Annotated in this window: 19 protein-coding genes; 6 read left to right on the plus strand and 13 right to left on the minus strand. The window is 63.1% G+C overall.

Translation table 11 applies throughout. From position 1 onward, the window contains the following. The first annotated feature begins 64 nt into the window (after window positions 1-64). Both MCUHO_RS03820 and MCUHO_RS03825 read left to right on the plus strand, forming a co-directional pair. Window positions 65-1,324, plus strand: a complete 1,260-nt coding sequence (locus MCUHO_RS03820; RefSeq protein ID WP_067073566.1) for a RecQ family ATP-dependent DNA helicase — start codon at window positions 65-67, stop codon at window positions 1,322-1,324. A 77-nt stretch (window positions 1,325-1,401) separates the two neighbouring features. Continuing rightward, entirely contained in the window at window positions 1,402-1,626 is a 225-nt protein-coding gene (locus MCUHO_RS03825) for a PspC domain-containing protein (RefSeq protein WP_067073567.1), read from the plus strand. A 453-nt stretch (window positions 1,627-2,079) separates the two neighbouring features. On the opposite strand, the gene uvrB is transcribed toward MCUHO_RS03825, so the two are convergent. The 3 genes from uvrB to uvrA are packed head-to-tail and all read right to left on the minus strand — an operon-like array spanning window position 2,080 to window position 8,356. Continuing rightward, window positions 2,080-4,008: an excinuclease ABC subunit UvrB gene (uvrB, locus tag MCUHO_RS03830; protein WP_067073572.1), complete on the minus strand. Its 1,929-nt coding sequence runs from the start codon at window positions 4,006-4,008 to the stop codon at window positions 2,080-2,082. Further along, a complete protein-coding gene (uvrC, locus tag MCUHO_RS03835) occupies window positions 4,005-5,555 on the minus strand; it encodes an excinuclease ABC subunit UvrC (RefSeq protein WP_067073575.1) in 1,551 nt (516 codons plus the stop codon). The genes uvrB and uvrC overlap by 4 nt, the downstream gene beginning before the upstream one ends. Continuing rightward, a complete protein-coding gene (gene uvrA / locus MCUHO_RS03840; RefSeq protein WP_067073579.1) occupies window positions 5,552-8,356 on the minus strand; it encodes an excinuclease ABC subunit UvrA in 2,805 nt (934 codons plus the stop codon). The genes uvrC and uvrA overlap by 4 nt, the downstream gene beginning before the upstream one ends. A 184-nt stretch (window positions 8,357-8,540) precedes the next feature. On the opposite strand from uvrA, the gene MCUHO_RS03845 reads away from it, so the two are divergent. Further along, window positions 8,541-9,266 carry a DUF5591 domain-containing protein gene (locus MCUHO_RS03845; RefSeq protein ID WP_084385912.1) on the plus strand — a complete coding sequence of 242 codons (726 nt, stop codon included), beginning with the start codon at window positions 8,541-8,543 and terminating at the stop codon, window positions 9,264-9,266. A gap of 334 nt (window positions 9,267-9,600) precedes the next feature. Here the strand turns inward: MCUHO_RS03845 and rbcL are convergent, their stop codons facing one another. Then, entirely contained in the window at window positions 9,601-10,893 is a 1,293-nt protein-coding gene (gene rbcL, locus MCUHO_RS03850) for a type III ribulose-bisphosphate carboxylase (protein ID WP_011844166.1), read from the minus strand. Between the two features lie 140 nt (window positions 10,894-11,033). Between rbcL and MCUHO_RS03855 the strand changes: the two genes are divergently transcribed. Then, complete coding sequence (locus MCUHO_RS03855) at window positions 11,034-11,867, plus strand: alpha/beta hydrolase (RefSeq protein ID WP_067073583.1); 834 nt, start codon at window positions 11,034-11,036, stop codon at window positions 11,865-11,867. A gap of 178 nt (window positions 11,868-12,045) precedes the next feature. Here the strand turns inward: MCUHO_RS03855 and MCUHO_RS03860 are convergent, their stop codons facing one another. From MCUHO_RS03860 to MCUHO_RS03890, 7 genes are all read right to left on the minus strand, one after another. Then, the gene (locus tag MCUHO_RS03860; protein ID WP_067073587.1) at window positions 12,046-12,387 is read right to left on the minus strand and encodes a hypothetical protein; all 342 of its coding nucleotides are present in this window, start codon (window positions 12,385-12,387) and stop codon (window positions 12,046-12,048) included. Next, a complete protein-coding gene (locus MCUHO_RS03865) occupies window positions 12,374-12,697 on the minus strand; it encodes an ArsR/SmtB family transcription factor (RefSeq protein WP_067073590.1) in 324 nt (107 codons plus the stop codon). Before MCUHO_RS03865 ends, MCUHO_RS03860 begins: the two co-directional genes overlap by 14 nt. Before the next feature lie 520 nt (window positions 12,698-13,217). Continuing rightward, entirely contained in the window at window positions 13,218-13,871 is a 654-nt protein-coding gene (locus tag MCUHO_RS03870; RefSeq protein WP_067073594.1) for a TfuA-related McrA-glycine thioamidation protein, read from the minus strand. Beyond that, window positions 13,831-15,045 carry a YcaO-related McrA-glycine thioamidation protein gene (locus MCUHO_RS03875; protein WP_067073597.1) on the minus strand — a complete coding sequence of 405 codons (1,215 nt, stop codon included), beginning with the start codon at window positions 15,043-15,045 and terminating at the stop codon, window positions 13,831-13,833. Before MCUHO_RS03875 ends, MCUHO_RS03870 begins: the two co-directional genes overlap by 41 nt. Beyond that, window positions 15,042-15,458, minus strand: a complete 417-nt coding sequence (locus tag MCUHO_RS03880; RefSeq protein WP_067073601.1) for a molybdenum cofactor biosynthesis protein MoaE — start codon at window positions 15,456-15,458, stop codon at window positions 15,042-15,044. The genes MCUHO_RS03875 and MCUHO_RS03880 overlap by 4 nt, the downstream gene beginning before the upstream one ends. A gap of 14 nt (window positions 15,459-15,472) precedes the next feature. Then, on the minus strand, window positions 15,473-15,751 hold the full coding sequence (locus tag MCUHO_RS03885; RefSeq protein WP_067073605.1) for a ubiquitin-like small modifier protein 1: 279 nt from the start codon (window positions 15,749-15,751) through the stop codon (window positions 15,473-15,475). Window positions 15,752-15,762: 11 nt separating this feature from the next. After that, window positions 15,763-16,497: a HesA/MoeB/ThiF family protein gene (locus tag MCUHO_RS03890; protein WP_067073609.1), complete on the minus strand. Its 735-nt coding sequence runs from the start codon at window positions 16,495-16,497 to the stop codon at window positions 15,763-15,765. A gap of 248 nt (window positions 16,498-16,745) precedes the next feature. On the opposite strand from MCUHO_RS03890, the gene MCUHO_RS03895 reads away from it, so the two are divergent. Beyond that, entirely contained in the window at window positions 16,746-17,774 is a 1,029-nt protein-coding gene (locus MCUHO_RS03895) for a GNAT family N-acetyltransferase (RefSeq protein WP_067073611.1), read from the plus strand. A 14-nt stretch (window positions 17,775-17,788) separates the two neighbouring features. Here MCUHO_RS03895 and MCUHO_RS03900 read toward each other — a convergent pair whose 3' ends face one another. After that, window positions 17,789-18,493: a PIN domain-containing protein gene (locus tag MCUHO_RS03900; RefSeq protein ID WP_067074493.1), complete on the minus strand. Its 705-nt coding sequence runs from the start codon at window positions 18,491-18,493 to the stop codon at window positions 17,789-17,791. Window positions 18,494-18,688: 195 nt separating this feature from the next. Here MCUHO_RS03900 and MCUHO_RS03905 point away from each other — a divergent pair, with 195 nt between their 5' ends. Continuing rightward, window positions 18,689-21,484, plus strand: coding sequence for a PAS domain S-box protein (locus MCUHO_RS03905; RefSeq protein WP_067073613.1), 2,796 nt, complete (start codon window positions 18,689-18,691; stop codon window positions 21,482-21,484). 36 nt (window positions 21,485-21,520) lie between these two features. Here MCUHO_RS03905 and MCUHO_RS03910 read toward each other — a convergent pair whose 3' ends face one another. Beyond that, a complete protein-coding gene (locus tag MCUHO_RS03910; RefSeq protein ID WP_235808153.1) occupies window positions 21,521-22,954 on the minus strand; it encodes an NEW3 domain-containing protein in 1,434 nt (477 codons plus the stop codon). Window position 22,955 lies beyond the last annotated feature (1 nt).

Consider the following 22,955-nt stretch of genomic DNA (forward strand, 5'->3'; position numbering starts at 1 on the left):
CCGCATTCCGCCGGAATTTTCCGGCCGAAGATACTATGCCGGTAGAGCCCCCACATATATAGTGATGGATCGCCTGCACCTGCTCCTCCAGCGTTACTTCGGGCATTCTGCGTTCAACCCCTACCAGGAGGAGATTATCCGCGATCTCCTCGGCGGGCGCGACGTCCTTGCGGTGCTCGCGACCGGAGGTGGCAAATCGCTCTGCTACCAGGTCCCCGCGCTCATCGGCGAGGGTATCACGCTGGTGATATCGCCCCTCATCGCGCTGATGAAGGACCAGGTCGACGACCTGCAGGCCCGCGGGATCGGGGCGGAAGCGCTGAACTCTTCCGGATCATATGCCGCGACGCGCCGGATCCTCTCGGAACTCAACGAGGGCCTGATCCAGATCCTCTACGTCTCGCCGGAGAAGGCGGTCGGCGAAGATTTTATCGACCTGATGGCGTCCCTTCCGGTCACCCTGATCGCGGTCGATGAGGCGCACTGCATATCGATGTGGGGGCACCAGTTCCGCCCGGAGTACCGGTCGCTTTCGGTGCTCAAGGAACGGTTCCCCGGGGTGCCGATGGTTGCCCTGACGGCGACCGCGACCCCGGACGTCCGCGACGACATCGCGCGGCAGCTCAATCTTTCGGACCCTTCGGTCTACGTCGGGAGTTTCAACCGCGAGAACCTCCGCTACGCCGTCGTCGGAAAGGAGGAGGACGCGTTCGAACGGCTCCGGGCCTACCTGCGGGGCAGGAGAGGGGACGCCGGGATCGTCTATGTCGCAACACGGGAGGGGGCCGAGACGCTCGCGGCACGGCTCCGCGCCGGCGGCATCCCGGCACTCCCCTACCATGCCGGCATGACGGCGGCCGCCCGGAGAGAGACGCAGGACAGGTTCATCGGCGGGAAGATTCCGGTCGTCTGCGCGACGAGCGCGTTCGGCATGGGGATCGACAAGCCGGATGTCCGGTTCGTCGTCCACTACGATATGCCCAAGACCCTCGAGGCCTACTACCAGGAGAGCGGCCGGGCCGGACGGGACGGGAAGGAGAGCGACTGCATCCTCTACTACAGCGACGACGACGCACGGCGCCTCAGATCGTTCATCGACCGCGATCTTGCGTCCGAGTTCCAGCGCGAGGTTGCACGCTCGAAACTCCAGAGCATGGTCGACTACTGCACCGCAACCGGGTGCCGGAGGGCGATACTCCTCGGATACTTCGGGGAGCGGATCGAGGAGCCCTGCAACGGCTGCGATGCCTGTGCTCCGGCAGGAAAGGCTCGTCCCCGCTCCGAGCGGCGGAAGCGCGGTGCCGCCCGTTCTGCATCGGGATGAACCGTTGGGTACCGGTGTCCCCCTTCCCGGGGAAACACCTATTACGGAGACGGGAAAAGACTTTGCCGGGATTTGTCATGGCAAAGAAGTTAACTCGTTCGACGTCCGACCGGTGGATCGCCGGCATATGCGGCGGTATTGGAGAGTATCTCGAGATCGACCCGAACGTCATCAGGATGATCTGGGTCGTCCTCAGCGTGCTCACGACGGTCTTCCCGGGGGTAATCATTTATATCCTGCTCTGGATCATCCTGCCGGAACAGGGGCAGGCGCGGCCGGTGGGGACGTACAGCGAAGCGTGAGCGAGGGCAAGGTGCGGCCGGGGAGGCTGCACCCGGTTTTTGAGGAGGGGCGGTCGAGGGTGGCGGAGAATGTTTCAAACAAGAGAACTCGACCTGACATAGTGCTTGTCCCATAACGGGAGTTTTAATCAGACCTCCTTTGATCGCTCGCCCGTATACGGCTTTCCACCGGCTATCGCCACGCACTGCCCCCGCCCCTCGTGGGCGGGGGAGGAGGCCGAAGGCCGGGTGGGGTGGGGGTTACACGCGTCCTTCCTTAAGGGACAGAGACAGGGGAGGGGGCTCGCCCCCCTCCCCGTCAGCCCCTCCCCAATGGCGATATCCTCACGGCCCACTGTACCGGGCTTTCCATCGCCTCAACAGTTTTGTCGTCAAAACAAGAGAGGTTACCACGTTTACCGTCACAGCCCCTCCCGGCCCCATACTCCGCAGCAATCCGGAGCCTTAGCCTTTCTACCGCCCCTTCCCTTCCTGCAACTTCTTGATCATATCCCGGAGCGCAATCGCCCGCTCGAACTCCAGGCGTTCCGCCGCCTCCCGCATATCGGCCTCGAGTTCGATGATCAGGTTCGGGACTTCGGACTTCGGGACGTGCTTGATATCGGTGATATCGACCTCTTTCTCGCGGATCGGTTTTCGGATCGTCTGCGGCGTGATGCCGTGCCGGACGTTGTACTCGAGCTGCATCGCTCGCCGCCGCCCGGTCTCGGCCATCGCCTTCTTGATCGAGTCGGTCATGGTATCGGCGTAGAGCACGACCTTCGCGTTGACGTTGCGGGCCGCCCGCCCGATCGTCTGGACCAGGCTTCTCGCGTCGCGGAGGAACCCCTCCTTGTCGGCGTCGAGGATGCCGACGAACCCCACCTCGGGGATGTCGAGCCCCTCCCGCAGGAGGTTGATCCCGACGAGGACGTCGTACTTCCCGAGACGGAGCTGCCGGATGATCTCCGTCCGCTCGATGGTCTCGATCTCCGAGTGGAGGTAGCGGGTCTTGATCCCCTGCTCGGCGAGATACTCCGAGAGCTCCTCGGCAAGCCGTTTCGTAAGGGTCGTCAGCAGTATGCGGTCGCCGCGGTCGATGGTGGCCCGGATCTCCGCCATCACGTCCGGGATCTGCCCCTCGATCGGCCGAACCTCGACCGCAGGATCGACGAGCCCCGTCGGCCGGATGATCTGCTCCGCGACGCTCGACCGCTTCAGTTCGTAGTCTCCCGGGGTTGCCGAGACGAAGATGACGTTTCGCATGTAGCCCGAGAACTCGTCGAACTTCAGCGGCCGGTTGTCGAACGCCGACGGGAGCCGAAAGCCGTAGTCCACGAGGGACTTCTTCCGAGAGTAGTCGCCGTGGTACATCCCCCTGACCTGGGGGAGGGTCTGGTGGCTCTCGTCGATCACCATCAGGAAGTCCTCGGGGAAGTAGTCCAGCAGGCAGTAGGGCTGTTCGCCGGCCTTCCGCCCGTCAAAGTGGCGGGAGTAGTTCTCGATCCCCTTGCAGGTTCCGGTCTCGCGGATCATATCGATGTCGTAGAGCGTCCGCTGGCGGAGGCGGTGCGCCTCGATCATGCCGAGGCCCGGGAGCCATTCCTCGAGTTCCTCCTCTATCGAGACGATCGCCTGCTCTTTCACCTCATCGGGGGCGACGAAGTGCCTCGCCGGGTAGACGAAGAAGTAGTCCATCGCCTCGAGCCGCTCTCCCGATACCTTGTCGATCTCGCTGATCCGGTCGACCTCGTCCCCGAAGAGTTCGATCCGGATGATGTTGTTGAAGTAGCCGGGGACGATATCGATGGTGTCGCCCTTCACGCGGAACCGGCCCGGCATGAGTTCGAGCTCGTTTCGCTCGAACTGGATGTCGACGAGTCTCCTGATGATGTCGTCCCGCCGCATCCGGTCGCGGACCTTCACCTCGAACCCCATTCCCTGGAAGTTCGCGGGGTTCCCGAGACCGTAGATGCAGGAGACCGAAGCGACGATGATGGTGTCGGGGCGGGAGAGGACCGAGGCGGTGGCCGCAAGCCGCATCTGCTCGATCTTGGGGTTGATCTGGGCGTCTTTCTCGATGTAAAGGTCGCGCTTCGCGATGTAGGACTCGGGCTGGTAGTAGTCGTAGTAGGAGACGAAGTACTCCACCCGGTTATCGGGGAAGAACGACCTGAACTCGTTGTAGAGCTGGGCGGCAAGCGTCTTGTTGTGGGCTATGACGAGGGTGGGCTTCTGGACCTCCTCGACGACGTTTGCTATCGTGAACGTCTTCCCCGAGCCCGTGACCCCGAGGAGGGTCTGGTACCGCTCGTCGCGGGAAAGGCCGTCGCTGAGTTTCCGGATCGCGTCGGGCTGCGATCCGGTCGGCTTGAAGTCAGCCTTGAGGTGAAATTCCGTCATGGTGCCACCGTCTTCTTCCTGAGGGTTCTGTGATACGCGATCGCGAACCGGTGCGCCTCGTCGCGGATCTCCTGGAGGAAGAGCGACGCCTTCTCGTGTTTCTCAAGCGGCAGGGGGTGGGAGAAGCCCGGCACGAAGACCTCCTCCTCGCGCTTCGCGATCGCCGCGATCGGGACTTTGATACCGAGATCTCTCAGCACCGCGGTTGCCGCCGCAAGCTGCCCTTTCCCGCCGTCGATGAGGATCAGGTCGGGGAACTCGCCGCCCTCCTTCTGGAGCCGCGAGTAGCGCCGGCGGACAACCTCGGCGATCGCCGCGAAGTCGTCGACACCCTCGACCGTCCGTATCCTGAACCGCCGGTAGTTCCGCTTGTCGGGCTTCCCCCAGAGGAACCGGACCATCGAACCCACCATCGCCGTCCCGGAGAGGTGGGAGATGTCGAAGCACTCGATCGCGACGGGAAGGTCCGGGAGGTGCAGCCGGCGTTTGAGCTCGTCCAGTTTGATCCGGTCGCCGAAGAATGCGATCTCCACGTTCTTCCTGACCAGATCGAGCAGATTCTTCTTCTCGCCCCGCTGCGGCACGACCACCCGGACCTTGCCGCCCCGAAGGTGGGAGAGGTAGCCGGCGACGGCATCGTCGATGGGCACGGGCAGGATCACCTCCTGCGGCGGTTCGTGGTCGGCGTAGTAGCGGACGAGGAACTCCTCGAGGAACCCCTCCGTCTCGTCGAAGGTGTACTCGCGCTTCCCGGCAAGCGTTCCCCGGTCGACGTTGAAGAGCATCAGAAAGACGGTTCCCTCGCTCACGATATAGTTGACGATATCCTCGTTGTAGGTCTTCTGCCGGTCGACGTGCTGGCGCTCGCGCAGCCCCTCGATGGCTGTGATCTGGTCGCGGAGCTCCATCGCCCGCTCGAACTCCTGCTGTTCTGCCGAGGCTGCCATCTCCGCGCGGAGCGTCCGGATGAGCCCGGCGATATCTCCTTTCAGGACGGCTTCCGCTCTTCTCGCCCGCTCCCGGTATTCGTCCTCGCCGATCCTTCCCATGCAGGGGGCGCTGCACGAACCGATGTGCGCACGGAGGCACGGGCGGCGGGGGAGGCGCCGGCACGACCGGAGCCCGAATAATGATTTCAGCAGCCGGAGGAGGTCTTCGCGCTCCCGGCCGGAGACGAACGGCCCGTAGTAGCGGCCGTTCCCGTCGGGCTGGCGGGCGGTGTGAACCCGGGGATAGGGCTCGTCGGTGATGTGGATGTAGGCGTACCGCTTCGCGTCCTTCAAGTCGATGTTGTACTTCGGCTGGTGCTTCTTGATCAGGGTGTTCTCGAGGATGAACGCCTCGACCTCGGTGTCGGTGACGATGAAGTCGAGACCGGCGATCGCGGCCACGAGGTTCTGCGTCTTCCGGTCGAGGTCGTGCCGGGAGAAGTAACTCGAGACCCTTCGTTTGAGGTTCTTCGCCTTCCCGACGTAGATGATGGTGCCCTCCCTGTCGGAGAAGAGGTAGCAGCCGGGCTCGGTCGGAAGACTCTGGGTATCGATCATGGCTTCTTGAGGATCTCCTTTAAGAACTCACCCGTGTAGCTCCCTTCGACCAGAGCGACCTCCTCGGGGGTTCCCGTCGCGACGACCTCGCCGCCGGCGTCCCCGCCCTCCGGACCGAGGTCGATGATGTAGTCGGCCGACTTGATCACGTCCAGGTTGTGCTCGATCACGACCATCGTGTTCCCCCGCGCCACCAGATCGTCGAGGACGGCGATCAGGTTCTTCACGTCGTGGAAGTGCAGCCCGGTCGTCGGTTCGTCGAGGAGGTAGATCGTCTTCCCCGTGGCCCTTTTTGCGAGCTCCCGGGTCAGTTTGATCCGCTGCGCCTCGCCGCCCGAGAGGGTGGTGGAGCTCTGGCCGAGTTTGATGTAGCCGAGCCCGACCCTGGAGAGCGTATCGAGTTTGTTCCTGATCGAGGGGACGTTCTCGAAGAGGGCCAGTGCCTCCTCGACGCTCATGTCGAGGACGTCGGCGATGGACTTGCCCCGGTACTTCACCTCGAGGGTCTCGCGGTTGTAGCGCGCCCCTTTGCATTCCTCGCACTCGACGTAGACGTCGGGGAGGAAGTTCATCTCGATCTTGATCAGCCCTTCACCCTGGCAGGCCTCGCACCGCCCGCCCTTGACGTTGAACGAGAACCGGCCGGGCTTGTAGCCCCGGACCTTCGCCTCCTTCGTCTCGGCAAAGACCTTCCGGATCTCGTCGAAGACCTTGGTGTAGGTCGCCGGGTTCGAGCGCGGCGTCCTCCCGATGGGGCTCTGGTCGATGACGATCACCTTGTCCAGCTCGTCGTCGAAGACGAGGCTGTCGTGCTTCCCCGGAAGTTCCCGCGAACCGTGGAGTTTCTGCATCAGCGCTCGGTAGAGCGTCTCGTAGATGAGCGTAGACTTCCCCGATCCCGAGACACCGGTGATGACCGTCAGGACGCCGATAGGGATCTTCGCATCGATGCCCTTGAGGTTGTTCTCCCGGCAGCCCGAGAGCCTGATGAACCGGTCGCTCCTCCGGCGAGAAGCAGGAACCTCGATCCTGAGATCGCCGGAGAGGTAGCGGCCGGTGATCGATGCCGGGTTTGCCGCGATGGCGTCCGGCGGCCCTTCCGCGACGATGTCACCGCCGTGGAGCCCGGCTCCGGGCCCCATGTCCACGACCCAGTCGGCGCTCCGGATGGTATCCTCGTCGTGCTCCACCACGACGAGGGTGTTCCCGAGGTCGCGGAGGTGCTGCAGGGTCTCGAGGAGTTTCCGGTTGTCCCGCTGGTGCAGCCCGATGGAGGGCTCGTCGAGGACATAGAGCACCCCCGTGAGGTTCGACCCGATCTGCGTCGCGAGGCGTATCCGCTGCGCTTCCCCGCCCGAGAGGCTGCCTGCGCTCCGCGAGAGGGTCAGGTAGCCGACGCCGACCTGCTCCAGGAACTCCAGCCGGGCGGCGATCTCCTTCAAGACCTGTTTTGCGATCTCGCGCTGGCTCTCGGTGAGGTCCAGCGTCCGGAAGAACGAGCGCGCTCCCGTGACCGAGAGGTCGGTGACCTCGACGATGGACTTCCCGGCGACCTTCACGGCAAGCACCTTCTCTTTGAGCCTCCTGCCCTCGCACTTCGGGCAGGGGAGGATCCGCATGAACTTCTCGAGTTCGTGGCGACGGTACTCCGACTGGGTCTGGTGGTAGAGCCGTTCGGCCTGCGGGGCGAGGCCCTCCCACGTCCCGGAGTGCGACCATGAGTCACCGTTTCTGGTTCGCATCGATAGGCGGAGGTGCTCCGACGAACCGAACATCAGGGCGTTGTACTGCTGCTCGGTGAGGTCTTTGATCGGCGTCATGACCGAGAACCCGAAGTGTTTCGCGACGGCACCGAGGTACTGGCTCCGGTAGCCGTCGAGGAAGTTCCGGTAGAGCATGACGGCGCCTTCGGCGATGGACTTGCTCTTGTCCGGGATGATCAGGTCCGGATCGAACTCCATCCTGAACCCGAGCCCGTTGCACTCCTCGCACGCGCCGAAGGGGCTGTTGAAGGAGAACATCCGGGGCTGGAGTTCCTCGAATGCAATCCCGCAGATCGGGCAGGCCATGAGCGCCGAGCAGGTCTCCTCGTTGCCGTCCTCGTCGACGGCGATGACGAGCCCTTCGGACTTTGCAAGGGCGTTCTCGATCGCCTCGACGAGTCTTGAGCGCTCGTCGACGGAGAGTCGGTCGATGACCACGTCGATGTCGTGCTTGCGGTAGCGCTCGAGGGTGATCTCCTCGTCCGTCCGGTGGATCTCACCGTTGACCCGGACCCGGGCGTAGCCCTCCCGGTTGAGGTCTTTGAAGACCTGCTGGTAGGTTCCCTTCTTCTGCCGGATGACCGGGGCGAGGATGGTGACCGTCCCGGCCATCGTGGAGGCGATGTGATCGGCGATCTTCTCCGGCGACTGCGCCTCGATGGGGATATGGTGCTCCGGGCAGAACGGCGTCCCTATCCGGGCGAAGAGGAGCCGCAGGTAGTCGTAGATCTCGGTGACCGTGCCGACGGTGCTCCGGGGATTCTTGGACGTCGTCTTCTGCTCGATGGAGATGGCGGGCGAGAGCCCGTCGATGCTGTCGACGTCCGGTTTCTGCATCAGCCCGAGGAACTGCCGTGCATAAGCGGAGAGCGACTCCACGTAGCGCCGCTGTCCTTCGGCGTAGATAGTGTCGAAGGCAAGCGTGGATTTCCCCGATCCGGATACCCCGGTGAGGACGATGAGCCGGTCGCGCGGAAGTTCGACGGTGATGTTGTTGAGGTTGTGCTCCCGCGCCCCCTTGATGGTGATCTTCTTCATTTGTCTGTTCAGATATGTTTGTCGTCTTACCTCATAGCCGTTTGCCGACATAAAGTTTAAATAAATTTAGTTAGCGGAGCCCGGAATGACGCCCGTTTGGGAGGGTTCCGGAACCACTCCTGCATGACCACCCTTTTTGACTTTTCCGGTCAAAACGGTATACATCAAGAGTGGAACATTTTTCATGCAGAAGGATCGGATAGTGCGAAGTGCGGGCGCCTCCCGGCAGGTGGCCAGTATCGCGCAGGACAGGCACGGGAACCCTATCGAGATATTCGACCCGCCGTTCTACCAGAAGGAGTTCGAGGAGGCCTACCGGTTCATCATCGACGACTATCCGGTAGCGCCAAGAGAGATCGGCCTCTTCCTCCCCTGTGCCGTGCGGAAACCCTACAGCCAGAGCCCGAGCCACAGACTCTTCCGGCGGATCATCGACGGCGTCCTCGCCCCGGAGGAGTATCACATCGTCATCTTCGGCACCTGCGGAACCGTCCCCGCGGAGCTCGAGTGCATGTACCCCTACCGGAACTACCACTACATGCTCGGCAAGACCACGGACGAGCGGATCCGGCGGGACTTCCACCGGATCGAGGTCTACCGGCTGAAGGGCTACCTCGAGAAGACCCGGGAGACCTACCGGCACCGGCTCGCCTACTGCATCGGGCCGTTTCGGAAGGCGATGGTCGAGGCCGCGGAAGCGACCGGGATCGCCGTCGACCTCCTCCCCTCCGATCCGATGATCGAGCGGCTCTACGACATCGACTGCCCCTTCCCGGAGGGCAGCCTCTCGATGCAGGGCTACATCGACGAGTTCCGCGAGGGGCTCGTGAGGCTGGCGGGGAAGCTACACGTCGGGGGCACGACGGCTCTGGAAGGGTGCCCGGAGCGGCGGGGGCCGGTGAGGGCGTGATTGGGTGCGAAGGAAAAGAGTTGTTTAAAATTCGTTGACTGCCTTCTAGTCTCCTTCGATTGCACCTGGCACCGATTTCAGGGGGATATCGCCGAGAGGGGGGTGGGGACAGGGGAGGGGGGAATACTCCCCCCTTCGCACCTATCGGTGCTCAAGCTCGCTTCACTCGCACTCCCCGTCAGCCCCTTCCCCAGGGGCGATAGCCACCACGGTCCACTGCACCGGGCTTTCTCCTCGCTTCAGTCGCTCTGTTCGTCGTGGCTAACTCACAACTTCAGGCATATAATCCAGGGTATTTGCAGTCTCACTCAATCGAAATAGTATCAAAACCCCCTCACTTCGGCTTATACCGCCCCCACTTCTCGAGCGCCTCCGAAAGTGCGGGAGCCTTCTTCGCCTTCTCCTCAAGCGTCTCCCCCTCCTTCCAGGCCTCGATCGCCTGCATGGCGGCCTCTGCGCCCGCCCGCGTCCCCTTCGGGTGGCCGTGGATGCCGCCGCTGACCAGGAGAACGAGTTCGCTGCCGTAGATGTCGAGGACGTCCGGCACGAGCCCGGGGTGGAGGCCGCCCGACGAGACCGGGAAAGCGGACTTGATATTACCCCAGTCCTGGTCGAGGGCCATGTGGTCGACGGCGTTCGTATGCTTCTCCCGGAGCATGTCCGCAAGCACCGTGGCCTCCGCCCGGGTGCCGACCAGTTTGCCCACAGCGGTCCCGGTGTGGATCTGCGCAACACCGACGAGCCGCATCATCTTCGCCAGGAACTGCATCGTGATCCCGTGCTTCTCGTCCCGGTCGAAGGCCGCGTGCATCGCCCGGTGGGCGTGGATCGCAAGCCCGAGGTCGGAGCAGTAGTCCCGGAGGGTCGCGACGGCAGCGGTTCCGGCAACCACGACGTCGATCATCGCGTAGTTCCAGCCGTAATCGGCAAGCATCTTCGCCCGCTTCTCCATCGTCTCGGTGTCGGCGGTGATGTTGATGAACGCGGACTTCACGTCGCCGGTCTCCTGCTCGGCCCGATCGCGCATCTTCGCCATCGCCCGGACGCGGTCATCGAACCGGTTGAACGACTGGGACGTCAGGTTCTCGTCGTCCTTGACGAAGTCGAACCCGCCCATCCAGGTCTCGTAACCGACCTCTGCGTGTTCCTCTGCCGTGAAGCCTACCTTCGGCTTCGGCACCGCTCCCGTGAGCGGCCGCCCCCGGATCTTCATCATATCCCGGATCCCCTCCATACCGAAGTGCGGGCCTTTGAAGTGGCGGAGGTATTCGGCCGGGAGCGAAGCGTCGATCAGCCTGAGACGGTCGAGCGCCTTCATCCCGAAGACGTTCCCGGCGATCCCACTCAGGAGCTGGGCCGCGTTCCCCTCCTCCCAGAGGGCGAGCGGGTATGCGATCTTCACGTAGTTCCCCTCGATCTCGAACGCCTTCGCCTGGAGATCCCGCATCCGGGGCGGCAGGGTGAAGAGCGTCGTCCAGGTTCCGGTCGAACTCTCCGACGCGATCCTCCCGACCGCCTCTTCCTTGCTGATCCCCGCCGCAGGCTCGAAGTAGTAGAGGGCTACGAGCTCGTCCGGGCCCGGGGTGTGGTTTAAATCAACAAACTCTTCGTACCAGTCAATCGCCATAGAATCACCTCTTGAAGGAAGGGGTGCCCGGGTAGAAAAACCTTCCATTCGGAGCAGGGTAAAGAACGCTGCAATCACTTTCTCCCCGCAGGCGCCGGGTTTATCTGCCGGCGGGTCGAGAGGAAAGCAGAAGGAGTCTTATGGAACGAAAAGCCGATAATTTGCGCCCGCTCTTCGATTACGATGCAGAGAGACCGCCCGCGATCGAGATTGGCGGCACCGACATCTCGGTCCGCGACCTGACCTACCAGACTGCCCCGGGCCGGGGGGTTCGGGCCTACCTGGTGACCCCGGCAAGAGAGGAGGGGACGCGTTCTGCTGCCGTCCTCTACCTCCACCCGGGACTTGGTTCCCGCGCCACGTTCCTCGCCGAGGCCGTGGCCCTTGCCGGGATGGGTGCGGCCTCCCTGCTCGTCGACGCTCCCTGGGCCGCCGATACGGCAGCAGCCTGGGGTCAGGCAGTCACAGATCCCGAGGAGGCCGTGCGGGAGCATAACCGGACGGTGATCGACCTTCGCCGGGGGATAGATCTCCTCGTAGCGCAGCCGGGCATCGATCCGGACCGGATCGGATTCGTGGGCCACAGTGTCGGGGCGCTTTTCGGGGCGGTGCTCGCCGGCGTCGATCGGCGTCTTCGCGCCGCCGTCCTGATGGCGGGCACCGGAAGGTTTGTCGACGTCGCCGCGGTGAACCTGCCCGACCTGCAGGGCGAGAAATTCGAGCACTACCGCCGGACGCTCGCGGAACTCGACCCTGCCGTCTGGGTCGGCCGTGCCGCACCCACCCCGCTCTTCTTTCAGGCCGCTCTTCGCGACGAGTTCTTCACGGAGGAGCAGGCCCGGGAGTTCTTCGAGCAGGCGGGCGAACCGAAGTCGCTCGAATGGTACGACGCGGGCCATCTCCTTGACGAAGCAGCCCGCCGCGACCGTGTCGCGTGGCTGGCCGGGGTGCTCTCGCTGGAGCGTTCCCGGTAGCGGGAAAGAAGGGGCAATTGCTACGAATGCAATTTTTTGTTATAAAGGGTAAACATTTTTATGTGGTGAGTTCTTACCCATACGTGGCCAGGCGACGACGGAACCTGCCTGCGCCTCGTCCACCCACCCTGCAGCGCGCTACTGCATGTCCTTCATACACCCCGATCACTTTTTAGCGTCACTCGGAGATCCCATCGAGAACCTTCTCGATCCTGTCCACCTTCGCCTCGATCCGCTCCATCGACTGCCGCAGCATCTGGAGTTCCCCGCCGGCCGCACCGCTCTTCTGTCCCGCCGCACTCGCGATCTGGTCTTCGATCCACTCCTTGAGCCTTACAACGATGATGAAGAGCAGCGTCAGAACACCAAGATTAATGATAACGTAGACGGAACCGGCAAGCACGGCATTCAAGGAGTTCGAATCGCCAAACAAGCCGGCAATAAGGCAGCTGATCACGAGCAATGCAATAACGGCGCCCCACAGCGCCTTCAGGTAGAGTTTCCACCTATCCTGTCTCATCCTTTGACCTCTCTAACGACACAATCAAATCCAGGTTCAGCACCACCTCAAACGGCACCGCCCGGTAGCACCTCCGGAGATACGGGGGTTCGTCCGACGTCCTGCTGTTCCCTTCCGCAAAACCGAGTTTCTCGAGCTGCCGGAGATAAATGGCGGCCAGCGGGCGCGATATGCCGAGTTCTTCGGCAATCTCGCGGGCATACTTCTCTTCGGCCGCGATTGCCCCGAGTACGGCAAGTCGCTGCTCGTTCCCGAGCAGGGAGAGCAGCCGCGCCAGTTCGGGAAGGGTGCTGAAAGACAATGTCAACATGTGTTAATTATTTTTTACACATATGAGTGTTGCGATACCGCATCCTGTATGCCGCCGGGGTCTCTATCGTCTCGCCACGCAGAGCGAAGGTAGTATGACCGAACGTATCGGGGAACCAGACGTTACGTGGAGGTCGGGTTCGGGGAGAACTTCCGGGAGGCATATGCCGCGCCGGAATCGTCCGGTGGATCAGGATAGGTGGGTGTAGGAGATCCACGTTACGCGTTCTCCCCGCCGGCATCGGATCCGGCCTTATGCGGTTGATGGCATCTGCATGGGCATCGGCCGGACCCGGGGTATTCGGGGCAATCACAGTACATGCCTGCGTGGTTTCGGCCGTGGATCTTCTCCGGTTCGCCGCACATGCCGGAAGCACGGTGACTGCCGGGAAGAACCGCTTCCGGCCCGATAAACACGTTGCCCCTGCGGTGGGAATGGTTCCGCACCGACGTACAGGAAGTCGGCCCGGACGGGGATATATTGCTACGGCGGCCGCGGTAGGATCATTGAACCACGCGGTTCAATGCATCCCGGGGAGATCCCTGATGTATTCGAGCGCGAGCAGCGCGTCCTCGCGTTTCCGGTCGACGGCATGCTCGTCGGCAAACGTCAGAAACCGGGCGAGGTCGTCCGGGTCCGTCTTCCCTTCAGCCGCCTCGACGACCGCGTCGTAGGTTCGTTCCGGAAAATAGAGTGCCCTGGCGGCCTCAAGGAGCGACCCCGCCGCGTCGGCACCGATAACCCCGCACTCCAGTGCCCGCTGGATGGTCGCCCGGATATTCACGAGCGGCTCGGAGAGCGGCATGAACGTCTCGGGATCGAAGAGGAGCGCCACCTCGTCGTCGGCGACGAGCCTCCCCTCCCGGTAGGCACGATAGATCTCCCCGACACCCTCCATCCCGAGGCTGTCGAGTTCCGCAGCCCGGAGCGCTCCCATGCTGGAGGCGCCGACGACCCGCACCCCGGCCCGGAGCGCGGCCAGGACCTCACGGTGGGCGACGGCGCAGTCCTGGAAGAAGACGCCGTCGATCAGCCCGATGATCCGGGCTCCGGCACGTGCGGCCTCCAGTATGTCGCCCCGTTTCGCCGGAGGACGGTACTCGGCGTCGAGGATCGTCCGGGCGGCCGCAAGGTCACAGCTGGGACCGAGGAAGACGACGACTTCGTGCGTCACGGCACCTCCTGCCCATCCGGTCCTGATCCATCGCGTACATCTCCAGCCCCGGCACGATCACCCGGACGACCGGGATGCCGATCTCCGGCCGGGTGAGGTCGACCACGATCACCCGGGAGAGCCCGGCCGCATCGAGCCTTTCGGTGACGTGGTGGATGTCGGTGAGGAAATCGTCGCTGTCAAACGACGGCATCTGCGAGAACCGGACGACTTCGGACTCCGCGAACCAGTGCCGGTTCAGCCGTTTCGTCCGGTCGTAGCCGATCCTCTTCCTGACGTCCGCCGTATCGGTATCCTCGCGTGCACCATGGATCTGCGTCAGCCTGCTCTGCGCAACCTCCGTGAGCGCCCGGAGAACCGCGATATGGGCGCTCGTGTGCGACCCCATCCCGATCGTGAGGAGCGTGGGGTCTTTGAGCACCACGTCGTCGGCCACCGCGGCCACCGTGGGGATCCCGATATCGCTCGTGATGTCCTTGAGGGTGACCTCGACGCCGGCGGCCGCGAACTTCGCGAGCAGGTCGGCGGCGAGCCCGTCGTCGATCCCCTCGATCCGGGGGCCGGTGTTCCGGGTCACCTCCACGAGCGACCAGGCGTCGCGCTCGACCACCTCCATCAGGGCGTGGAAGGTCGCCTCCTCGAGGGTGTTTCCGGAGGCAAGCCCGTTGGTGTTGGTCCGAAAGAGGCGGCCATAGGTCGCCGGGAGGGGGTGGTAGACCGCGTGGGCGGGAACGAGCACCTCCTCCTCCTGGACGATGTCGTATCCTTTGACCCAGGGAACCACGATGTCGGCCGGAACCCGGCCAGGGAGGATCAGGTCCGCGGGGTCGAGCGCGTTCTCCCCGGCCGAGATCTCGCTGTATCTCCCGATTACCGGCTCCCGGTTATCCATCTCGCCCGAGTAGCGCTCGATCCCCTCCATCATCGCCGAGACCTCCGCCTCGACGGGGGTGGCGCCCTTGCCGTTGTAGACCGATATCGCTCCCGCTTCAGCGGTCGGCCGGATGCTTGAGAAGACCGGGATCCCGATCCGGTCGAGGTTCGTGATGTCGGCGACGCGGGTGATCCCCGCCACGGGGAGCCTCTCCCGTGCCAGACGGAGCGTCTCCTCGGGCGGAACCGTGCGCTGGGTCTCCTTCGCGTAGGCCTTCCTGCACGACTGCAGCCGGATCATGCGTCGCCCCCGTGGGACTCGCCCGGAACCCAGCGCTCGCCGCCCTCGCCGATCTCCTTCTTCCAGATCGGCACGCTCTCCTTGATCCGCTCGAGAATATACTCGCAGGCGTCGAAAGCCTCCTTCCGATGACCTGCGCCGACGACGATGAGGAGGATGTTCTCCCCGACCCGGAGCCTGCCTATCCGGTGGATGATCTCGACGGCCGCTATGGGGTATCGGGCAAACGCCTCGTCCCGGATCGTCTCAAGTTCCCTCACCGCGACCTCCTCGTAGGCCTCGAGTTCCATAACCTCCGTCCCGCCGTCGTCCCTGACGGTGCCGAGGAAGGTGACGAGAGCGCCCATATCGGGCTTCCGCACCCGGTCGATCACGGCATTCACATCAAAATCGTCTTCTGTTACGCCGATCATTCCAGTCTCCTCCGTCACCCGCCCGCCACCGGCGGGAAGAGTGCGACCTCATCCCCGTCAGCGAGGGCGAGCGTCATGGCCTCCGCACGCCGCACACGTTTGCCGTTGTGCATCAGGATCACGTATCCCCGGAGTTCTCCGCTCTCTTCAAAGAGCGCCTCCCCGGCCTGCTCCGAGGTCTCGGCGACCGCCGCAAGGAGCCGGCTCATCGTCGCCCCTTCGGGAACCTCGAGCGTGAGATCGCTCCCGATTGCCTCCCGCAACCGGGCAAAAGCCCTTACCCGAACCTGCATACTTCCCCTCCTCAGCGCCCCCTGTTTCCACACGCGCTGCAGTCATCCTGCCGCTCTACGGGCAGGATCGCCGTCGTGGCGGCCCGCCCGTCCCAGATGAGAAGCCGGCCGGTTAGGAGATCGCCGATGCCGGTGACGTACTTGATCGCCTCGTTTGCCTGGACAAGCCCGATGATCCCGGGCGTGGTGCCGACAACGGGGATGACCTCCTCCCCGGGCGGGGCTACCGGGAAGATGCACTCGAGGCAGGCCGTCTGCCCGGGGACGATCGTCGTCACCTGTCCGTCGAATCCCCTGACCGCCCCGTGGATGAGCGGCACGCTGTTCCGGAGCGCCACCCGGTTGAGGATGTAGCGCGCCGCGAAATTATCGGTGGCGTCGACGATGAGGTCGGCCCCGCCCGCGAGTCGGGCGGCGTTTCCTTCATCGAGGGTTGCCCGGGTGGCAACGACCGTGACATCCGGGTTCTGCGCCCGGATCTTCTCGGCCGCCGACTCGACCTTCGCCCGCCCGACGTCGTGGTCGGCATGAAGCACCTGCCGGTTCAGGTTGGTCCGGTCCACGACATCGCCGTCGACCAGCCGGATCTCGCCGATACCGGCGGCGGCAAGGTAGAGGGCGACGGGACAGCCGAGCCCGCCGGCCCCGACGATGACGACCCGGGCACGTCCGAGCCGTTCCTGCGCCTCCTCCCCGAAGAGCGCGACCTGCCGCCGATAACGTTCCGGTTCCCGATCCGTGAGCATCTTCTCTCACTCATCCTCGCTGTGGAGAGGCAACGTTCGCATCCGCAGATGAGTACGCAGTTTATGTGGTGTCCACGCCGATTTGAACGTTGTGATCCCACGAAACTGCCCCTGCCCGGGGTCTCTCCCGGCGGCCGCAACGGGAGAGCCGCACCCGCCACGGACAACCCTCCTCCCGGGAAATGTATATAACCTAGAGGATGGATAATCCGAACGACCCTGCAGACAAGCCGGGCGGTGAGTAGAGCATGACGATAGGGCTTATCGACGATGGGGACGCCTGGGACAGATTCGTGGACGAAAGCGCCTCCGGCCGCCTCTTCCACAAATGGGACTTCATGAAGATAACGGAGAAGCATACCGGCTTTCGGTTTCTCCCCTATGGAGTCTTCAAGGGCAACGAGGTGATCGCCGTCATTCCGCTCTTCCGGAAGCAGACGCACGGGGTCAACATTCTCCTCTCCCCACCCCCTCTCCAGTCGGTGGTGCCGTACCTCGGGTTCGTCATGGGCCGCCGTTACGATACCGCCAAGCAGAGCAAGAAGGAGTCGATGCTCAAACTGGTCGGTGACGACCTGGAGAGCGAATTTGCGGCCCTGGCTCCGAACTACCTCTCCATGATCCAGGTTCCGGGTTTCATCGATGTTCGACGGTTTCTCAGGGAGGGGTACCATGCCCGGCTCCATTTCACGTATCTGCTCGCACTCGATCCGCCGCTCACCGAGATCTGGAACAGTTTCTCCTCCAACCTCCGGACCAAACTGCGAAAGGTCGAGAAGAACGGTTACCACCTCGAGAAGAGCACCGATCTCTCGATCTTCTACTCCACGGTCTCGGAGCGGTTCAGCGATCCCGACATGAACATCCCGATGATCAGCCGCACCTACTTCGAGGAACTCTTCCGGGCATATCCCGACGACCTCGGGCTCTACTACCTCTACGATGACGAAGGCGCCGTAACGGGCGTGCAGGCAACCCAGGAGTACAAGGCCTTCACCCTCTGGATGGGGGCCCCGAAGATGACCGCGATGCCCGGCAACGAGTTTCTGCAGTGGCTGCTTCTCCAGCGGGCAAAGGATGAGGGATACCGCCAGATGGAGAACGTCGGGGCGAACAACGAGAACCTGAACCTCTTCAAGTCCAAGTTCAACCCCTCGCTCAACCTCTTCCTGGAGGTGAGCCGGGAAGACCTCATCGGCAGGGTTGCGCGATGGGCCTACAGCACCATCGCGAGCAAGGGTCCGGTGAAGCGCAAGGTCCTCTCCTGCATCGAGTGACGGGCCGGCCCTCCTTACCGGCGCGTCTCTTCCCGGCCTTCGAACCCGGCCAGCGCCGGCGACGGCGGTCTCCCGACGAGCGCCAGGGCATCGGATATCCTGTCGGTGATCGTAAGAGCGCCGCCGGTTCTCTCCCGGTACTCCCGTACGAGGTAGGCAGCGTGGTTGCGATACGTCCGGTCCCGGGTGATGAAGAACAGGTCTTCCTCGAGGTTGGCAAGCAGCGTCTCCCAGATGAGCTCGTCGCCGATGGTATCCGTCCCCGTGCTCTTTGGCGGGTTACCGAGAAGCTTGCGGCGGTGAGCCCGCGTAACGAGTTCGTCGGTTCGGCGATAGACCTGCACGGCAGGATCCCCGAATAGGGCGGTGAACGCCCGGGCAACCGGATCGGCGGCGGGATCTGTGATCATGATCTCGATATCGCTGTAGAGGGCGCCGATAGCCCTGTCGTACTCTATAGCGGCACGCTGCAGCTCTGCTGCATTCGGGTAGCCACGCATGATGGACGGCAGACGAATCTCGCCTGCCTCCCGCCTCCGCAGATCGTCCGCGATCCGGTCGAGGATACGCGACCGGTTGCGGAGGAACTCGTCGATGATGATGTCGGGGAAGACAAGGTGCTCCGCCAGCGCACCGAGATCCGCAACGATCTCTTCCGGATCCTCGCCGGCCTCGTAGAGTTCGAGAAAGAGATTCGTATCGATACATATCGCAGTCATACCACCGTCGAAGATGCCGCAGGGCGAGATAATGGTATCCGGAGCCGCCGTCATTAGCGAGTGTACCGACCGTCCAGGCAGACAGGGCGGACCCGGGAGCTATAAAAATCCTTTATTTTCCAGGAATATCAGCAACAATGCCGAATCAAAATGCTTAAGGATTATATCGCCCATCACTCCATAATGGGGTGGTGCATGTATCGTATTCTTGTAGTCGATGACGAACCGGCACTTCTCGAACTGAACCGGATCTACCTGGAGCAGTCGGGGAACATGCAGGTCGATACGACGCCGTCATCGCTGCAGGTTCTCGAAATGCTCTCGAAGGCCCCCTACGACGCTATCGTTGCCGACTACGAGATGCCGGAGATGGACGGCATCACGCTCTTAAAAGAAGTCCGCAACAGGGGCCTCTCGATACCGTTCATCATCTTCTCCGGCCGCGGCCGCGAGGATGTCATCATCGAGGCGCTCAACAACGGGGCGGACTTCTACCTCCAGAAAGGCGGCAACCCCTCCGCCCAGTTTGCCGACCTCCGGAACATGATCCTTCAGGCCGTCCGGAGGAGACAGGCCGAAGACGAGGCAAAACAGGCTGGAGACCTGTACCGGAGCGTCTTTGAACATACCGGCTCCGCCACCATCATCATCGAGGGCGACATGACGATCTCCCTCATGAACAGTGAGGGCGCCCTCCTTTCCGGCTATTCACGGGAAGAAGTGGAAGGGAAGATGTCCTGGACGACCTTCGTCGCTCCGGAAGACCTGCAACGGCTGGCGAGTTACCACCGGCAGCGGCGGACGGAACCCGACTCAGTGCCGAGAACCTATGAGTTCCGCCTGCTCGACCGACAGGGCAGAGAGAAGGATATGCACCTGACGATAGGCGCCATTCCAGGAACGGATCGCTCCGTTGCGTCCATGATCGATGTCACCGACCGGAAACGGTTCGAAGAAGAGCTGAACCTGGCGCACGAGGAGATGATCGCGGCCTTCGAGGAGGCGAAAGCGGGCCAGGAGGCGCTCGAGGCGCAGTGCCGCGAGATGGAGGATTACCAGGCAAACCTCCGGGGCATCATAGACTTTCTTCCCGACCCGACGTTCGTGCTCGACCGCACGGGAAAGGTCATCATCTGGAATCGAGCACTCGAGGATGTGACCGGGGTCACGAAGAGCCAGATCATCGGAGCGGGCCCGGAAGCCATCTGCAGGGCGATGCCCGGACTCCGGTCCCCGCTGGTGGCGGAGACCGTCCTCTCCCGGGGGGGTGGCGAGAGCATCGCCCGCGAGGTTCATATCACGTCGCCCCGCACGGGGGAGGGTGTCTGCCTCTCGGCAAAAGCATCGCCGCTCTACGATGCGCAGGGACGGCTCTCCGGGGTAATCGAGTCCCTGCGGGATATCACCGAGTCGAAACGGATGGAGGCGCAGATCCAGCACAGGATGGAACTCGAGCGGATAGTGGGATCGATCTCCACGCGGTTCATCGGCCTCGCGCCGGCAGACCTCGACGCCACCCTGGAGGAGACACTCCGGGTGCTCGGGTCGTTCCTCGATGTCGACCGGAGTTACATCTTCCGCTTCTCCCCCGATCTCATCGGCGTAGAGAACACCCACGAGTGGTGTGCGGAGGGGGTCGAGCCGCAGCTTGAAGTGCTGCAGAACCTGCCCGACGGCGTGATCTCCTGGGGGATGGAGCAGATCAAGGCCCGGAAGTCGATCTGCATCACGGATATTGCCGATCTGCCACAGGAGGCAAAGGCGGAGCGCGAATTTTTCCTGGAATATGGGGTTGTATCGATCATCCTGGTGCCGATCGCGACCGCCGACGAGATCCTCGGGGCCATCGGGTTTGAGACCACCCGCAAAGCACGGGCCTGGTCGGACGAGGACATCACGCTGCTTGAGATCGTCGGCAACCTTTTTGCCGATCTCTTCTCCCGGATTCGCGCCCAGGAGAGGCTACACGAGAGCGAAGAAAGATTCAGGAGCCTCGTGGAGCGGTCGCACGACTGCTACATCCGTGTTACGACGAAGCCGCAGACGATCGAGTACATCAGCCCCTCATGCGAGAGTCTGACCGGATACACCCGGGAGGAGATCCTGAGCAATCCAAATTTCATCAGGCGGTTGATTCACCCTGAAGACCGGAAGATATTCTCCACCCTGCTCAAGGAACGGGACGCATGCGCTCGCCAGCCGTACGTCTTCCGGATACGCCGGAAAGACGGGCGCTACATCTGGGTTGAGATCTGCACCATCCCCGTCTACGGGAACAATGGACACCCGATAGCGATCGACTATGCGGTTCACGACATCGACGCCTGGAAACAGACCGAGGCGGCGCTCATCCAGGCAAACAAGAAACTCACCCTGATGAACAGCATCGTGCGGCATGACATCTTAAACCAGGTCACGGTGGTGCTCGGGCATATCGCCCTCCTCCGGGAACAGCCGCTCGATCCGACCGTCGCCGGCGCCCTCGAGAAGCAGCAGGCCGCCGTCGAGATCATACAGTCGCAGATCGGGTTCACGCGGGATTACCAGGATCTCGGCATCCGGGCTCCCCGGTGGTTCCCCGTCGAGCCCCTGGTCACCGGTGCCTCAAAAGCGCTTCGGCCGATCGGGATCCGGATCTCCACCGACCTTGACGGGCTCTCTATCTACGCCGACCCGCTCCTCTCTTCCGTCTTCTTCAATCTCCTGGAGAACGCCGTGCGGCACGGCAGGACAGTAACCGAGATCCGTGTCACGGTCGTGCCGGACGGCGATGGAGCCCGGATTGTCTGGGAGGATAACGGGGTCGGCGTCCCCGGAGAGTATAAGGGTCGGATATTCGATCGAGGTTTCGGGAGCCATACGGGGCTCGGACTTTTCCTGGTGAAAGAAGTCCTCTCGATCACCGGGATCAGCATCACCGAGACCGGCGAGCCCGGGAAAGGAGCGCGGTTCGAGATGGCGGTCCCGGAGGGGAACGTCCGATACGGGTGACGCCACCAAAAAAGAGACGAGCGGCAGGTCTTTGTCCTACCGCCGCCCGTACTTCCTGAACATATACCAGAGCCCTGCACCGATCCCGGCCATCACCAGGATGCCGAGCACCGCGACGTAGGACTGTTCTTTCACCACGATCCGGTACTCGTCCTCTTCTTCGTCCTGGTCGCTTTTTGCCAGCGCGACGATCTTGTATTCGCCGGCGACGATATCGGCCGGCGGAACCACCGTCACCTGCACCGTCGCCCGTTCGCCGGCTTCAAGGCTCGCGACCGATGCCGGGTCGACGGTCACCCGCCACCCTTCCGGTGCGCTCATGTTGATCCCGATGTTCGTCAGCGCTCCGCCGACGCCGGCGTTCGTAACCGTCACATCGAACGTGAGGGTGTCGCCGCGGTTGATCTCGTGGCGGTAGCTCTTCGCGTAGGTCCGCAGATCGTACGACCCCCGGAGCCGGAGCGTCAGGTTCTCCTCATACTCCCGGGCGGAAGAGCCGATCACCGCCGTGAGGTTGTACTCGCCGACACCCACCGAGTAGGGCGGGATGAGATCGAGGTAGAGGGTCTTCTCCTCGCCGGACGGGACGTAGATCTCCGAGACCTCTTCGGTGGCGGTGCTGCTCTCCTTGAACCGGGCATACCACTGCTCGGGGAGGCCCTGGACGGCAAGGGTATAGGTATCGTCGTTTCTGCCCGTGTTCTTCAGGGTCATCTCGTACTGCGGGTTGGTGCCGATCGCCGTTATCCGGGACGGGGACTTCACCCGAACCTCGGCAAAGAAGTTCTCTTTCTCGAGCGGCACGATCCCGAGGTCGACCGTCTGGCCGATCCGGATCTCGACATTCTTCTTCTCCCATGCCCGGTATCCGGGCCGGGTGACCTTCACGGTGTAGGTGCCCATCGGGCCGCCGATGGAGACCTTGCCTTCAGCGGTCGCAAGCATCCCCTCGATCCTGGTATCACGGTCGTAGAGGCCGACGTCGGCGCCCTTCACCACGTTACCTTCCTTGTCCACCACGGTGGCCTCGAGCGTTCCCACTTCACCGCTGTGGGTCTTCGTTACCTTGACATAAACCCAGATCGTGCCTTCGCCGATGCCCAGCCGGATGGGATATTCCCCCACCGCGGCATGGCCGGATGTCTCGGCCACCAGACGGACGGTCTTCGTCTCGCCGGCCGGGATCAGCATCCGGTAGACCTCGCGATCGTCGGCCTCGAACCGGATCTTCCAGTTGTCGGTGCCGCGGAACGTCCAGTAGTTGAGGAGGCACGTCCCGGTATCGCCGCGGTTCGTGACCGCGAGATCGAAGACGGCGGTATCGCCCGCCTCGATCACCTCGCCGGGGAAGTCGCACCGGATCTCCGTCGAGAGCGTCCCGCCCTGTGCGGCAGAAACTGCCGGGACAACCGACGTGGCGAGGAGGAGCGCGAGGAGGATGCATAGTGAGGATATTCTATCGATCATCATC

It is taken from the genome of Methanoculleus horonobensis (assembly GCF_001602375.1).
Lineage (GTDB): Archaea > Halobacteriota > Methanomicrobia > Methanomicrobiales > Methanoculleaceae > Methanoculleus > Methanoculleus horonobensis.